Raw genomic sequence first — 15,136 nt, 5'->3', positions numbered from 1 at the left:
CAGTGGCGCGGGGCTCTGCCGATGTGCGGCTGCGCCGCGTGGGTGCGACGGGTCACTGACGCTCCCGCGGGTGGTTGCACTGTCCAGGGGCGCGGGGAACTGCGCGACAAGCCACCCACGCAGGTGGCGGACCGAACGAGCAGGGCCATCCGCGCTGGGTGGTTTCTCGCGCAGAGCCTCGCGCCCCTGAGTGTTGTAACTGGCGGTTCGCGGTGATTCTGCACGCGGATCTGGACGCCTTCTACGCCGCGGTCGAGCAGCGTCGTCGTCCTGACCTGGCCGGGAGGCCCGTCGCGGTTGGGGGTACGGGTCCCCGCGGCGTGGTGATGTCGGCGACGTACGAGGCGCGAGCCTCGGGCGTGGAGTCGGGGCAGCCCGTCGTCCGCGCGAGGCGGATGTGTCCGGAGTTGGTCGTGGTCGCGCCGGACATGGACGAGTACGCCGTCGTCTCGGCCAATGTCATGGCCGTCCTCGCCTCCTTCTCCCGTCGCGTGGAGCAGGCCTCCCTCGACGAGGCGTACCTCGACCTCGCGGGGGTGCCGTTCCGACCGCGGGTCCTCGCGGAACTGCTGCGGGAGCGGGTGTGGGACGAGCAGCGCCTCGCGCTGTCGGTCGGGGTCGGGCCGAACAAGCTGATCGCCAAGCTGGCCTCCGTCGCGGCCAAGCCCGACGGACTGCTGCTGGTGACGCCGGCCGAGGTGCCGGGGTTCCTGCTGCCGCTGCCCGCGACGCGGCTGCCCGGGGTGGGGCCGAGCACCGCCGCCGCGCTGAGTCGGTTCGGTCTGACCACCGTCGCCGACCTCGCGGCCACGCCGCCGGACACGCTGCGGCGGATCGTCGGCGCCGCCGCGGGCGAGCAGTTGGCGCGGTTCGCGCGGGGCGAGGACCCGCGCCCGTTGGTACCGCAGCGCGCCGAGCGGAGCCTGGGCGGGGAGCGGACCTTCCCGGCCGACGTCTCGGCGGAGCACGAGCTGATCCGGACCACGCTGCTGCGGCTCGCCGAGTCCGCCGCCGCGCGGCTGCGGGCCGCCGGGGTCGCGGGGCGGACGGTCACCGTCAAGGTGCGCTTCGCCGACCTGCGCACGGTCACCCGTTCGCGGACCCTGCCTGAGCCGGTGGACCTGGCGCACGACCTCTACGCCGCGGCGGTCCAGGTCTTCGACGGGATGGGTCTGGCTCGGGCCCGGATCCGGCTGATCGGGTTGCGCGTCGAGGGGTTGGGCGAGGGGGCCCGGCCGCAGCAGATGGCGCTGGGGGAGCGCGAGCACGGCTGGTCCGAACTGGAGCGGACGGTCGACCGGGTGCGGGCGAAGTTCGGCACGGCCTCGGTCGGTCCGGCGAGTCTGCTGGAGGGTGGGAGGGAGGTAGGAAGGGACACGGGCAAGGACACGGGCAAGGAGCCGGGCAGTGACACGGGAAAGAGGAGCTCCTGAGGCTGGAAACTTCTCACTGGTGTCGCCCGTTCACAGGGCACACCGAGGCGTTCCGGCCTGTCCGGAGAGAGGTACCGCACATGCGGCACGGCACTCCAAAAACCCACGGTGAACCGTATGATTCGGGTAAAGGCAGCAAGCATGACGGCCGCCCACCCGGGGCATACACGCAACACAGCGGGATCAAGAGAAACCGAGCCGTGCGGTGGGGTGGTCTTCCGGTCGGCGCGCTTGCGCCGTCGGCGGCCAGAGGAGGAGGACGACGTGCCGCTCTCGGAGCACGAGCAGCGACTGCTTGAGCAGATGGAGCGAGCGCTGTACGCCGAGGACCCGAAGTTCGCGACGGCGCTCGAGGGTAGTGGCTTGCGCACGCGGACCCGGCGCGCCGTTTACGCGTCCGCCGCAGGCTTCGTGGTCGGCGTGGGCCTGTTGATGGGTGGCCTCTTCGTGCACCAGCAGTGGGTGAGCGTCGTCGGTTTTGTGCTGATGCTGGCGGGTGCCGTCTTCGCGGTCACCGCATGGCGCCGCATTCCGCGGCTCGCGGCCGTGGACCCGCGTACCGGGCGGCCGGTGCGCCGTAAGCGTGGCGGCGGTGGCAGCCTGGTCGACCGGATGGAGCAGCGCTGGCAGCGACGTCAGGAGCAGCAGCGCGGCGGGTTCTGACCCGCGCAGAACACTCTTTCGTCAGGGCCCCGACCTTCGGGTCGGGGCCCTTCGTCGTGTCCGAGCGGCGCATCGTCGTGTTTGGCGCGCAGAGATCACCAGGTCAGCAGGGTTTTGTTGTGTTCGCCGCAGAAAACATGAGCACCACTCTTGTTATGTTACCTGGGGGTACCTACCCTGAGGGACGATCGGGCACTCCCCGTCCACCCTCAGGAGCACTGTGTGACCAGATCAGTCAGAGCAGGCCTGCGCAAACCCCGGGCCGCCCTCGCGGCACTCGCCGTCACCGCCCTCGTCGGCGCACTCGGAACCGCGACCACACAGACCGCCGCCGCGGCCGCCGGACCGGCCGCCAAGCCCGCCGCCATCGTCTCCCTGGGCGACAGCGCGATATCCGGCGAAGGGGCCGGGACCGACACCAACGACGGCTACATGGCGGGCACCGACGGTCCCAAGGACTTCTGTCACCGGCACGCCGAGTCGACGATCTTCGACACCGGCGTCACCGGCGTCACCCCGATCGACCTTGCCTGCTCCGGGGCGCAGACCGGGGACCTGACCTCCGACCCGACCCTGGCCAAGATCACCGGCCCGGGCAGCGGCGACTACGGCGAGCCCAAGCAGGACGTCCAGCTGGCCCAGAGCGCCGCCAACTACGACGTCAAGATGGTCGTGGTGACCATCGGCGCCAACGACGACTTCGACTTCACCGGCATCGTCGTCAGCTGCCTGACCGCGTACTTCCCGGTCCCGCAGTCCCAGGGCTGCCGGCAGACCATCGGCAGCGCGGCGATCACCGCCCGTGCCAAGGCGGACCTGCCGAAGATCGAGGCGGCGCTCACCGACGTCCGCCAGACCATGCGCAACGCCGGTTACGCGGACGGCTCGTACCAGCTGGTGCTGCAGTCGTACTTCACGCCGATCACGCCGGACATCCGTGACAACTCCTATGCGGGCAAGGTCGCCGACGGCTGCCCCGGCTTCCCCGAGGACGCCGCCTGGGCGCACAACTGGGTGGTCCCGCAGCTGGACGACACCGAGCGGGCCGCCGCCGAGGCGGTGCCCGGGGTCCGGTTCCTGGACATGCGGCGGGTCTCCTACGGCCACGAGGTCTGCGCGGAGATGACCAGCTCGCCGTACGAGTACATCAACGGTGACGTGATCGACACCAGCGAGCTGACCCGCAACGGCTGCGACCAGTCGATCGGCGTGCTCGGCCTCTGCACCGACGAGGTCCGGCAGTCCTACCACCCGCGCGTCGCCGGCTACAAGGCCGAGGGCGCCTGCCTCGGGGACTTCTACGACGACCCGACGCAGCCGGAGGCCTACTGCACCCTGGACCCGCAGGACGGCACCACGATCATGCCGTTGACACCGGGCAACGCGTCGTTCAACGACGTGCCCACGGACGGGTCCTGGTTCCAGTTGGCCAACAAGGCGAGCGGCAACGTCCTCGACTTCTCCGGCGGCGGCAGCTACGGCGACGCCACCAACGGCCGCCCGGCCATCACCTACGGCGCCGACGGCGGGCTGAACCAGTCGTTCGTCTTCGAGATCAAGTCCGGTGGCAGCTACGAGCTGGACTTCAGCGGCAACCGCAACATGTGCCTGGACGCCACCGGCGGCAGCACGGCGGCGGGCACGCAGCTGGAGCAGTGGGGCTGCACCGGCAACGCCAACCAGCACTGGGTCTTCGAGGCAGCTGGGAACGGCTACTACAAGATCGCCGACTCGGCCGCCACGAACATGGTGCTGACCCTCGGCACCAGCGCCGCGGTCGACAGCTCCGGCAACCCGATCACCACGCTCCAGTCGGACACCGGCGCGGACACCCAGCTCTGGCAGCTGGACAAGCTGGGCATCGTCTACCTGCCCGCCGGCTGATCAACGGTCACCTGCTCAGTGCGAGCCACCGGGCCGCAGCCTGTTCCACAGGGCTGCGGTCCTGCGCCGTACCTCGGCGGAGACGCGGCGCGGCAGGTCACGGTAGAGCCGGGACGAGGACGGCGGGAGCAGCACCGCGCGCAGGCGGGTGCGCCGGTCGACGCGGGCGGCGAGGCCCTCCCGGACCGAGCGGACGTCCTGCCGGAGCTGGAGCGGCACGGTCACCACAGGCGCGTAGAGCACCTGCTCGGTGGCGAGGGCGAGTCGGCCCGCCGCCGCGCTCGGCTCGGGGCCCAGCTCGCCGAGGGCACTGATCCGATCCGCCGTGCGGCGGGGCGTCTCCGCGTGGTCCGGGGGGATGCCGAGGTCCCAGGCGGTGTCCAGCAACTCGCGCCAGGCGTCCAGCACCTGCTGCTCGGTCAGCCCGCCGGGCCCCCGGGCCAGCCGGGTGCGTCGGGCCCGCCAGCGCCAGACCATCGGCACCAGCAGCAGGAGCAGGAGAAGTCCGGCCAGCGCCCAGACCGCCAGCCGCAGCGAGCCGGCCGCCGACGAGCCGGTGCTGACCGGTCCGCCGGTGGCGCCGGCAGCCGCGCACAGGCCCTCGCGGCGCGCCTGGATCGGGCAGCCCTGGTTGTGCGTGCCCGCCGTCGGACCGGCGCCGGTGGTGGGCTGCGCGGAGGTCGACGGGCCGGGAGCCGGCGCGGTGGTCGAGGAGCCGAAGCTCGGCTCGAAGCCGATGGACGGCGTCGGCTCGAAGCGCAGCCAGCCCACGCCGGTGAAGTACAGCTCCGGCCAGGCGTGCGCGTTCTTGGTGGTCACCAGCCAGGAACCGTCGGCCTGTTGGGTGCCGGGGGTGAAGCCGACGGCGACCCGCGCCGGGATGCCGAGGATCCGGGCCATCGCCGCCATGGTGGAGGCGAAGTGGACGCAGAAGCCCTGCTTGTTCTTGAGGAAGTCGGCCAGCGCGTTCGAGGTGTTGTTGACCGGGACGTTGGTGTTGTACGTGAAGCCGCCGGAGTGGGCGAACCAGTCCTGCAGCGCCAGCGCCTTGTCGAGGGCGGTGGGCGCGCCGGCGGTGACCGCGCGGGCGTCCTGGCCGACCACGGCCGGCAGGTTGTTGGGCAGCGTGAGGTAGGTGCGCGCGATGTCCGCCGGCGGCGGCGCGGCGTTGCGCAGCTGGTCCTGGGTGGGGTGCAGCGACAGGCTGGTGACGGTGTAGTCGAGCCCGCCCGCGTTCTGCGCGTCGGTGCCGCCGATAACCGTTCGGCCCTCGGGCTCCCACCGCCAGTCGCCCGTCACCTGGAGGTTGACCGCCGGGTACGGCATCGGCAGCCACTGCTGGACGTAGCCGGGCTGGGTGGTCACCTCCGTCTCCACCGTCTGCTGCTGGATTCCGCCGGAGAGCTCGGTGGGGACGCCCAGCGGGTCGGGCAGCGGGACGGCGCGGTGGGTGCTGGTGGTCCAGGCGACGCCGTTGAAGACGTCCAGGTCGACGATGCGCAGGTACTGGTCGGCGGGGTCCTGGGCGGTGGTCCGGTAGGAGAGCACCGGGACCGCGTTGGTCTGGTTGAGGCTCTGCGCCAGCGAGGCCATCGGGTCGACGGCGGTGATCACGCCGTTCCCGGTGCCGGATCCGCTGCCACCGCCGAGGTCGGCGACCACGCCGCTGCCCACGGACGGCAGCAGCACCGGGACGAGCAGCGCGCCGACCGCCGCCAGCGCGGCGATCCGGAAGCCGGTGGCGTTCACCGGGTTGGTGCTGTCGGCGTTCCCGGTGGCCGAGGCGCCGTGGAAGATCCGCCCCCAGCGCGAGACCCGGTCCCGCCCCTCGGCCAGCAGCAGCATCAGGAAGCCGAAGGCGGCGGCCAGGAACCAGAACCAGAGGGCGCCGTGCGGGTGGATGCCGGTGCCGACGGCGTAGAGGGCCAGCAGCGGCAGCCCGGCCAGGGCGACCCGTTGGTAGGTGACCGCCAGCGCGTCCACGAGCAGGCCGACCGCCAGCACCGCGATGGTGAGCAGCAGTCGCAGCCCGACCGTGTCCGGGGCCGGGGTGCTGAAGTGCGACATGTCGTCGAAGCCGGACTGCAGGTCGGAGCCGAACTCGCCCCACGCCGCAGGACCGGGCAGCAGTCCGAACACCGCCGTGTCGCGGACGAAGAAGAACGTCAGCAGCAGCACCGTGGCCAGCAGTTGGAGCAGCACGGTGAGCGGGCGGGCCAGCGGGAACCGGCGGGTGAGCACGCCGACGCCGGTGACCAGCAGCAGCATCGCCGTCGCCTCGACCAGCCAACTGGTCGGCTGGACCAGCGGGAAGAGGCAGAGCGCGGTGAGCACCGTGGCCGCAGCCGCAGTGAGCGCGATCCGTGTCCGCGTGTTCATCCCACGACTCCCAAGTCACGCATGTCACGCATGTCACGAACCCCCGTCGGCCCGGCGCGTGGGCTCGCCCTGGACGATGCCGGCTGCCGACTTCGCCGTCACGGAGCTGACGCCCCGGCCGCCGAAGCCCGTGCCGGGACGGCCCAGCAGCTGCCACAGCTCGGGCAGCGTGTCGCCGGAGCGGGCGGGCAGCACTCGCCAGCCCGCGTCTCCCATCAGCCGCTGCCGCCGTTCTGCGCTGTCGCGCGGCACGCCGCCGGCGTGGCTCGCAGCGCCGTGGTGCGCGCCGTTGGCGGCGGCGCCGTTCGACGGAATGCCGTTGCCGCCCGAGCCGTTGCGGCCCTGGCCGTTGCCGTTGCCGTTGGCCGAGGCGTTGCCCAGGCCCCGCAGCAGGCTCCAGCTGTCCGGGTCCAGCAGCACCGCGATCGCTGAACCGGCCCGGCGGCGCAGCCGGGAGAGCTCGGCCAACTGCTCGTCGTCCATCCCGCCCAGGACGGCCACCAGCAGGCCCTCGCCGCCCAGGCGCAGCACCTCCTCGGCGGAGGTCAGGTCGTCGCTCTCGGAGAGCTCCACCATCGCCAGATGGTCCAGCATCAGCCCGGCGGCCTCGGCCGCGCTGCCGCCCGCGCTGAGCGCGCCGACGGCGGAGACCGCCTCGCCGGTGTCGGTCAGCAACCGCACCTCGTAGCCGCGTTCCAGCAGGTGGAGGGCGATCGACGCGGCGGCGCTGACCGCCCACTCGAAGGAGGAGGCGGGGCCCGAACCCCGATGCCCGGACCGGCGGGTGTCCAGCAGCACGGTGGCGTGGTGCCGCAGCGGCTGCTCCTCGCGACGGACCATCAACTCGCCGTACTTGGCGGTGGAGCGCCAGTGCACCCGGCGCAGGTCGTCGCCCTGCCGGTACTCGCGCGGCACCACGTCGTCCTCGCCCGCCAGCGCGACCGCGCGGGCCTGGCTGTCGCCGAAGCCGGACCACTCGCCGGTCAGCTTGACCGGCGCCAGCGCCTGCACCTGCGGGACCACGGTCAGCAGGTCGTGGGAGGTGAACGCCCGGGACAGCTCGCACAGCCCGAACGGGTCGGCCAGCCGCAGCTGCAGCGGCCCGAGCGGATAGCGTCCGCGCAGGTCGGAGCGGACCCGGTAGGAGACCTCGCGGTAGCCGCGCGGCTCGACCCGGTCCAGCGCGAAGCGCGGACGCGGCCCCAGCACGTAGGGGACCCGGTCCTCCAGCAGCAGCAGGCCGGTCGGCACCCGGGAGATGTTGTCGACCCGCAGATGGACCCGCGCCTCCTGCCCGGCCGGGATCCGCGACGGCGTCAGCCGCCGTCCGCTGGCCACCCGGTACCGGGTGCGCACCAGCGCGCCGACGCTGACCAGCGGCAGCACGGCCAGCAGCACGCCCACCCGCATCAGCGCGAACTCGCCCAGCAGGTAGGCGCAGAGGACCGCGGTCAGCCCGGCGGCCAGGAACGAGCGACCACGCGTGGTCAGCCCGCTGAGCGCCTGGCGGACCGTGTCCTTCCGCTGGGGGTCGCTGCTCTCCGGGCCTCCCGGGCCTCCCGGGCCTCCGGGCCCTCGTGGTCCTCTCGGCACTGGGGAACCGGCCGTCGGCACGCTCAGCGCCCCCGCGTGTACTGCGGCAACGGCTGCGTCAGGACGAGGTCCTGGACCACGTCCTCCGGCGTGCGGCGGCCGAGCTGGGTCTCGGCGGTGGGCAGCACCCGATGGGCCAGCACCGGGACGGCCAGCCGCTGGATGTCGTCGGGGATGACGTAGGTGCGCCCGTCGAGTGCAGCGGCGGCGCGGGCGGCGCGCAGCAGGTGCAGGGTGGCCCGGGGCGAGGCGCCGAGGCGCAGCTCCGGGCTGGTCCGGGTGGAGCCGACCAGGGCCACGGCGTAGCGGCGCAGCTCGTCGGCCACGTGGACCCCGCGGACGATCCCGATCAGCTTGAGCACGTCGTCGGTGTGCGCGACGGGCTCCAGGTCGGCCAGCGGCGAGACGCCGCCGTGGACGTCGAGCATCTTCAACTCGGCGTCGGGGCTGGGGTAGCCGAGGGAGATCCGGGCCATGAAGCGGTCGCGCTGGGCCTCGGGGAGGGGGTAGGTGCCCTCCATCTCGATCGGGTTCTGGGTGGCCACCACCATGAACGGCGCGGGCAGCTGATAGCTGGTGCCGTCGACGGTGACCTGACGCTCCTCCATCGACTCCAGCAGCGCCGACTGGGTCTTGGGCGAGGCGCGGTTGATCTCGTCGCCGACCACGATCTGGGCGAAGATCGCGCCGGGCTTGAACTCGAACTCGCGGCGGTTCTGCTCGAAGATGCTGGTGCCGGTGATGTCCGAGGGCAGCAGGTCCGGGGTGAACTGGATCCGGCGGACCGTGCAGTCGATCGATCGGGCGAGCGCCTTGGCCAGCATGGTCTTGCCGACGCCGGGCACGTCCTCGATCAGCAGGTGGCCCTCGGCCAGCAGCACCGTCAGCGCCAGCTGGACCGCCTCGGGCTTGCCCTCCAGGACGCTCTCCACGGAGGCCCGGATCCGGCCGACCACGGCGTCGAGCTCGGCGAGCACAGCGCCGGACGACGGCTGTCCCTGCTGGTCGACACCGCTGCGTTCGTCGAAGGTCGTCACCCGGCTGCTCCTCGTACCGTCCGCCCGTTTGTGTCCCCGCACGGGCCGTCGCCTGCCCCGCCGGGGGCAGGGGCACGGGCCCGCTTGAGACGCATTGTTCCCTGCGCCGGGCGTTTACGTCACTCGACTGGCTGACATGCGGTGATTTGCCGTAAAGATCGGGTGGCCGGGCCCGCCGAGGACGTCCGGGGCGGGCCACGCGACGGGCCACGTGACAGGTCGCGTCGGACCGGGCGCCGGGCACGCTCGGACGCTGGGGGCGTGTTCCGGCGTGGCGCGCGCCCCTGACCTTCCGGGGCAGCGGTCCTGACCAGGGGTTTCTGGGTTCACTCGGACGGGGGGTCGGCCGCGCCGTTCGATTGACCAGGGGGAGCCGTGGAGTAGAGTGACGCCACGTCGAGGGAGTGTCGGACGGGACGCTCCGTACGTTGATCAGGGCCCGTACCTTCCGGCCTCCACCCGCTCGACACCCGCACGTGGTTGCTGCCCGCTGACGCCCCTTCCCCGGCGCCAGACGGCTCTTCCCTCGCGGGCGAGCGGGCGGGGACCAGTAGGCGCGGGCCACTTGCAGAGAGGCCCGAGGTAAGCAGGTCATGAGCTCCGCCGCGGACAACGCGAAGCACGTCCCGGTGATGCTGCGGCGCACCCTCGAGATGCTGGCCCCGGCGCTGCGCGCCCCCGGCGCGGTCGTGGTCGACGCGACGCTGGGCCTGGGCGGCCACAGCGAGGCGCTGCTGCGCGAGTTCCCCGAGGTCCGGCTGGTTGCCACCGACCGCGACCCGGCCGCGCTCCGGCTGGCGGGCGAGCGGCTGGCCCCCTTCGGCGACCGGGCCACCCTGGTGCACGCCGTCTACGACGAGATCCCCGAGGTGCTGGAGCGGCTCGGTATCGAGCAGATCCACGGCGCGCTCTTCGACCTCGGCGTCTCCAGCATGCAGTTGGACGAGGCCGACCGCGGTTTCGCCTACGCGCAGGACGCGCCGCTGGACATGCGGATGGACCAGACCGTCGGGATCAGCGCGGCGGAGGTCCTCAACACCTACTCCCACGGGGAGTTGGCGCGGATCCTCAAGGTGTACGGGGAGGAGCGCTTCGCCGGGAAGATCGCCTCGGCGGTCCTGCGCGAGCGCGAGAAGGAACCGTTCAGCAACAGCGCGCGTCTGGTGGATTTGGTGCGCAACTCGATCCCCGCGGCGACGCGGCGGACCGGCGGCAACCCCGCCAAGCGCACCTTCCAGGCCCTGCGGATCGAGGTCAACGGGGAGCTGACCGTGCTGGAGCGTGCCATTCCGGGAGCGCTCGCCACCTTGGCAGTGGGCGGACGGATCGCCGTGTTCTCGTACCACTCGCTGGAGGACCGCCTGGTGAAGGGGTTCTTCACGGAGGCCGCGGCCACCAACGCGCCGCCCGGACTGCCGGTCGTCCCGGAGGAGTACCAGCCCCGGTTCAAGCTGCTGACGCGAGGCGCGGAGCTGCCGACCGAGGAAGAGATCGCGGAGAACCGGCGCGCCACGCCCGCGCGGCTGCGGGGGGCGGAGAGAATCCGGGAACGCGTCGGGTCGTGAACGGACCGGCCGTGCCGGATGAGGGTCGAGTGCGTCGAGGGAGTGCGTGCAGGTGGCAGTCGGGAGGGGAACGGCGCGATCCCGGAGCGTCCGCGCCGGGCGCGGTCCGTTCGCGCTGCTGGTGATACTGCTGCTGTCGGGCGGTCTGATCGCGCTGTTGATGCTCAACACCGCCGTCAGCCAGGGGTCGTTCACGCTCTCCCAGCTCCAGCAGCACACCACGTCGCTGCAGAACGAGCAGCAGGGGCTGCAGCAGCAGATCGACGGGTGGTCCGCGCCGGAGGCGCTGGCCGCACGCGCCCGCGGCCTCGGCATGGTGCCCGGCAGCAACCCCGCGTTCCTGATGGACAACGGCCAGGTCCTCGGCAGCTCTCCGGCCCCGCTGGTCGGCCCGCCGCCGTCACCGACCCCGTCGCCGACCCCGTCCGCACCGGCTTCTGCGCCCGCGTCAGCTTCCGCCACGGCCAAGCCGTCCGGTACGGGCACACCGTCCGGCGGCGCCCGGACGACCTCGCACGACGCGGCCAGGAACAGCACCGGGACCGGCTCCGGCACCGGAACGGTCAAGCCGAAGCCGAGCGCCCACCCGCGCACGACCCCGCCCGCAGGCGACTGACGGAGTGATCTGACGATGCCTCAGCCTCCTCGCGACCGTGACCGCAGCTCCCGCGACCGTGACCCGCGCGACCGCGCGCCGCGTCCCTCCCGGGACGCGCGTCCCGTGCGCCCGGCGCGTCCGTCCCGTCCGGACCAGGCCCGCCGTCCGGCGGCCGGGAGCGGCGGAGTCCCCAAGGCGCGTGCGGCCGGGGCCGGTTCCCGCGGCAACAGCGCCAACGGGAGCAGGAACGGCAGCGGCGGCGGACACCCGCGTCCGCCCGTGCCGCGAGCCGGTGCGCGCGGGCCCGCCGGGGCGGCGACGCTGCAGCTGGGCGAGCCGCGCAAGCGGCTGCGGTTCCTGCTGATCGCGCTCGGGACGGTCTTCGCGCTCTTCCTGGGCCGGCTGGTCCAGCTCCAGTTCCTCGACTCGACCGCGCTGGCGGCCGAGGCCTCGGCCAACCGGTACGTGACCGTCCCGCTGACCGCGCAGCGCGGCGCCATCACCGACGGCAACGGCAACGTCCTGGCGACCACCGTCACCGCCTACGACATCACCGCCGACCCGACCATGCTCACGCCCCAGCAGCTGCACACCACCGACGGCCCCCGGGCCGCCGCCGCGCTGCTCGCCCCGATCCTGGGCATGGACCAGACGACGCTTACGACGCTGCTGACGGCGAAGAACCCCACGACGGACATGTACCGGCTGATCGCCAAGCAGCAGTCGCCGCAGGTCTGGACGCAGATCTCCAACCTGTCGAACCAGTTGGCGAACAGCGCCTCCTCCGGGCACTGCCTGACCGAGAACCTGCTGGCCCAGAAGGCCGGCGACAGCGGCCGGGTCGACGACGCCTGCGCCAACCCGCTGGCGTCGATCTTCCGCGCCCGCGACGACAAGCGCGTCTACCCGGAGGGCGACCTCGCCGCCAACGTCATCGGCTTCGTCAACGCCGCGGGCGTCGGCTCCGGCGGCCTGGAGGAGCAGTTCCAGTCGCAGCTGCGGGGCACCGACGGCAACGAGGTCTACGCCCAGGCCAACGGCCGCGAGGTGCCGACCGCCGAGGGGCAGCACGAGACCGCGGCGATCCCCGGCTCGAACATCAAGCTGACGCTGAACAGCGACATCCAGTGGGAGGCGCAGCAGCAGCTCTCCGCCCAGGTCGCCGCCTCGCACGCGCTCGGCGGCTACGTCATCGTCCAGGACGTCACCAACGGCCGGATCCTGGCCATGGCCACCGCGCCGACCTTCAACCCCAACGACCTGGCCCACGCCGACCCGAACGCCATCGGCAACACCGCCCTCAGCGACGCCTACGAGCCGGGCTCGGTCAGCAAGCTGATGACCATGTCCGCCGTGATCCAGCAGAACGTGGCGACGCCGCAGACCCATGTGACGGTGCCGGGAGCACTGCCCCGGGACGGGACGGTCTTCCACGACGACGTCGCCCACGGCACCGAGCAGCTGACGCTGAACGGCGTGCTGGCGCAGAGCTCCAACATCGGGACCATCCTGGCCGCCGAGCATCTGGGCAGCACCCAGGCGCAGGCGAACCAGGTCCTCTACGACTACCTGACCAAGTTCGGCATCGGCCAGCCGAGCGGACTGAACTTCCCCGGCGAGTCCCCGGGCATCCTGCCGCCGCCGGGCCAGTGGAACGCGTCGCAGCAGTACACCATCCCCTTCGGCCAGGGCCTGTCCGTCAACGCGTTGCAGACCACCTCGGTGTACTCGACCATCGCCAACGGCGGGGTCCGGGTCGCGCCGACGCTGGTCGAGGGCATCACCGGACCGGACGGTGTGTACACCCCGGCGCCCGCGCCCGCGACCACCCGGGTGGTCAGCACGCAGACCGCCAGGACGGTGGCGCAGATGCTGCAGTCGGTCGTCGGCAGCGAGGAGGGGACCGGCACCATGGCGCAGATCCCCGGCTACCTGGTCGCGGGCAAGACCGGTACCGCCAACCGCGCCACGGCCCACGGCTACAGCGGCTACACCGCCTCGTTCATCGGCTTCGCGCCCGCCGACAAGCCGCGGATCACCGTCTCCTGCGTGATCCAGGGACCGGTCGGCGCCCACTACGGCGGCGAGCTGTGCGGCCCGGTCTTCAAGCAGGTGATGGAGTTCTCGCTGAAGACGCTCGACGTGCCCCCGACCGGCGGGGCCCCGGCCGACCTCCCGGTCAACTGGTGAGGGGCCGATCATGACGACAGGAGTGACAGCAGCAGCACCGCCAGCAGCGGTGACGGTGACGGCATGTACACGTGGGGGGTCCCGGCAGGCGACACGAAGGATGGCGATACCCTCATGAACGGCACGGACAGCGGCATGGACATGCGGACGAGCTCCCGACTTGGCCCCGAGAGCACAGGTACGGGTAACCTCACCGCCGTGCCAACTCGTGATCAGTCCCCACTCCGCCCCCGCAACACCACCGGGCTCACGCTTGCCCAGGTAGGGGCGCTGCTCGGGCTGGACGACGCGGACCGGGCACCCGCCGACGGCGCCGCAGCCGTGGCGGTGACCGGCATCACCCACGACTCCCGTGCCGTCCGTCAGGGCGACATCTACGCCGCTCTTCCGGGCGCCCACGTCCACGGCGCCGACTTCGCCGCCCAGGCTGCCGCCGCGGGCGCGGTCGCGGTGCTCACCGACGAGGCCGGGGCCGAGCGCGCCGCCGACTGCGGCGTCACGCTGCTGGTCGTGCCGCAGCCGCGCTCCCGGGTCGGCGAGCTGGCCGCCGCGATCTACGGCAACGCCGCCGAGCAGCTGCTCACCATCGGCGTCACCGGAACCAGCGGCAAGACCACCACGGCGTATCTGATCGAAGGCGCGCTGCTGGGCGCCGGCCGCACGCCCGGTCTGCTCGGCACCGTCGAGATGCGCGTCGGCGAGACCCGGATCAAGAGCGAGCGGACCACCCCCGAGGCCACCGACCTGCACGCGGTGCTCGCGATGATGCGCGAGGCCGGTGCGGACGCCGTCGCCATGGAGGTCTCCAGCCACGCCCTGGTCTTCGGCCGGGTCGACGGCGTCGTCTACGACGTCGCGGTCTTCAACAACCTCACGCCCGAGCACCTCGACTTCCACCCGGACATGGACGACTACTACCGGGCTAAGGCGCAGCTGTTCACCGCGCGTCGCTCCCGGCTGGGCGTCGTCAACATCGACGACCGCTGGGGCCGCCGTCTGGCCGCCGAGGCCGAGGTGCCCGTGGTGACCTACTCCGCGGAGGGCGAGCCGAGCGCCGACTGGCGCGCCGAGCAGGTCCAGCTGGGCCACGCCGGCTCGCACTTCCGCGTCGTCGGCCCGGACGGACAGTCCGCCGACGCCTCCTCGCCGCTGCCGGGCCCGTTCAACGTCGCCAACGCGCTGGCCGCCATCGCCGCCGCCGTGACCGCCGGACTGCCGCTGGAGGCGGCCGTCGCCGGGGTCGCCTCGGTGCCGGGCGTGCCGGGCCGGATGGAGCAGGTCGAGGCTGGACAGCCGTACCTGGCTGTGGTCGACTACGCGCACAAGCCGGACGCCCTGGAGGGCGCGCTGCGCTCGCTGCGCGAGGTCACCAAGGGCCAGGTCCACGTCGTCGTCGGCTGCGGCGGTGACCGGGACCCGTTCAAGCGCGGCCCGATGGGCGCCATCGCCGCCCGTTACGCCGACACCGCCGTGCTGACCAGCGACAACCCGCGTACGGAGGACCCGCTGGCGATCCTCCACGCGATGCTGGCCGGTGCGGTCGAGGTGCCCGAGGCGGAGCGCGGCGCGGTCCTGGTCGAACCGGACCGGGCCCGGGCGATCGCCGCCGCGGTCGCACGTGCGCACGCGGGCGACTCGATCCTGGTGGCCGGCAAGGGCCACGAGGTCGGTCAGTACGCGAAGGGGGAGGTCCGGCCGTTCGACGACCGGATCGTGCTGCGTGACGCGATCACCGAGGCCGGCGCAGCCGCCGGCACCGTTCACACCCCCGCCAGGGACATCGAGGAGTAGAGC

At 72.6% G+C, this 15,136-nt stretch carries 10 protein-coding genes; 7 read left to right on the top strand and 3 right to left on the bottom strand.

Translation table 11 applies throughout. The features are described from left to right. The first annotated feature begins 212 nt into the window (after positions 1 to 212). The 3 genes from dinB (at position 213) to ABH928_RS10735 (ending at position 3,980) form a co-directional block, all read left to right on the top strand. Complete coding sequence (gene dinB / locus ABH928_RS10745) at positions 213 to 1,433, top strand: DNA polymerase IV (protein WP_370064667.1); 1,221 nt, start codon at positions 213 to 215, stop codon at positions 1,431 to 1,433. 264 nt (positions 1,434 to 1,697) lie between these two features. Beyond that, positions 1,698 to 2,096, top strand: coding sequence for a DUF3040 domain-containing protein (locus tag ABH928_RS10740; protein WP_370064665.1), 399 nt, complete (start codon positions 1,698 to 1,700; stop codon positions 2,094 to 2,096). A gap of 222 nt (positions 2,097 to 2,318) precedes the next feature. After that, positions 2,319 to 3,980: an RICIN domain-containing protein gene (locus ABH928_RS10735; RefSeq protein WP_370064663.1), complete on the top strand. Its 1,662-nt coding sequence runs from the start codon at positions 2,319 to 2,321 to the stop codon at positions 3,978 to 3,980. A gap of 15 nt (positions 3,981 to 3,995) precedes the next feature. Here the strand turns inward: ABH928_RS10735 and ABH928_RS10730 are convergent, their stop codons facing one another. From ABH928_RS10730 to ABH928_RS10720, 3 genes are read right to left on the bottom strand one after another with little or no spacing between them, the layout of a single operon-like run. Next, complete coding sequence (locus ABH928_RS10730; RefSeq protein ID WP_370064661.1) at positions 3,996 to 6,359, bottom strand: DUF3488 and transglutaminase-like domain-containing protein; 2,364 nt, start codon at positions 6,357 to 6,359, stop codon at positions 3,996 to 3,998. A gap of 33 nt (positions 6,360 to 6,392) precedes the next feature. Then, on the bottom strand, positions 6,393 to 7,952 hold the full coding sequence (locus tag ABH928_RS10725) for a DUF58 domain-containing protein (protein ID WP_370064659.1): 1,560 nt from the start codon (positions 7,950 to 7,952) through the stop codon (positions 6,393 to 6,395). Positions 7,953 to 7,975: 23 nt separating this feature from the next. Next, entirely contained in the window at positions 7,976 to 8,989 is a 1,014-nt protein-coding gene (locus ABH928_RS10720; RefSeq protein WP_370064657.1) for an AAA family ATPase, read from the bottom strand. A gap of 593 nt (positions 8,990 to 9,582) precedes the next feature. Here ABH928_RS10720 and rsmH point away from each other — a divergent pair. The 4 genes from rsmH to ABH928_RS10700 all read left to right on the top strand — a co-directional run bounded on the left by rsmH (position 9,583) and on the right by ABH928_RS10700 (position 15,133). Then, on the top strand, positions 9,583 to 10,554 hold the full coding sequence (gene rsmH / locus ABH928_RS10715) for a 16S rRNA (cytosine(1402)-N(4))-methyltransferase RsmH (protein ID WP_370064652.1): 972 nt from the start codon (positions 9,583 to 9,585) through the stop codon (positions 10,552 to 10,554). A 52-nt stretch (positions 10,555 to 10,606) separates the two neighbouring features. Further along, positions 10,607 to 11,170, top strand: a complete 564-nt coding sequence (locus tag ABH928_RS10710; RefSeq protein ID WP_370064650.1) for a hypothetical protein — start codon at positions 10,607 to 10,609, stop codon at positions 11,168 to 11,170. Positions 11,171 to 11,185: 15 nt separating this feature from the next. After that, complete coding sequence (locus ABH928_RS10705; protein WP_370064648.1) at positions 11,186 to 13,342, top strand: peptidoglycan D,D-transpeptidase FtsI family protein; 2,157 nt, start codon at positions 11,186 to 11,188, stop codon at positions 13,340 to 13,342. Positions 13,343 to 13,483: 141 nt separating this feature from the next. Beyond that, positions 13,484 to 15,133: a UDP-N-acetylmuramoyl-L-alanyl-D-glutamate--2,6-diaminopimelate ligase gene (locus ABH928_RS10700; RefSeq protein ID WP_370065016.1), complete on the top strand. Its 1,650-nt coding sequence runs from the start codon at positions 13,484 to 13,486 to the stop codon at positions 15,131 to 15,133. The last annotated feature ends 3 nt before the right edge of the window (positions 15,134 to 15,136 follow it).

It is taken from the genome of Streptacidiphilus sp. MAP5-3 (genome assembly GCF_041262505.1).
Taxonomy (GTDB): domain Bacteria; phylum Actinomycetota; class Actinomycetes; order Streptomycetales; family Streptomycetaceae; genus Streptacidiphilus.
Note: the sequence above shows the minus strand (reverse complement) of the source record. Positions and strands in the feature narration are given on the sequence as shown.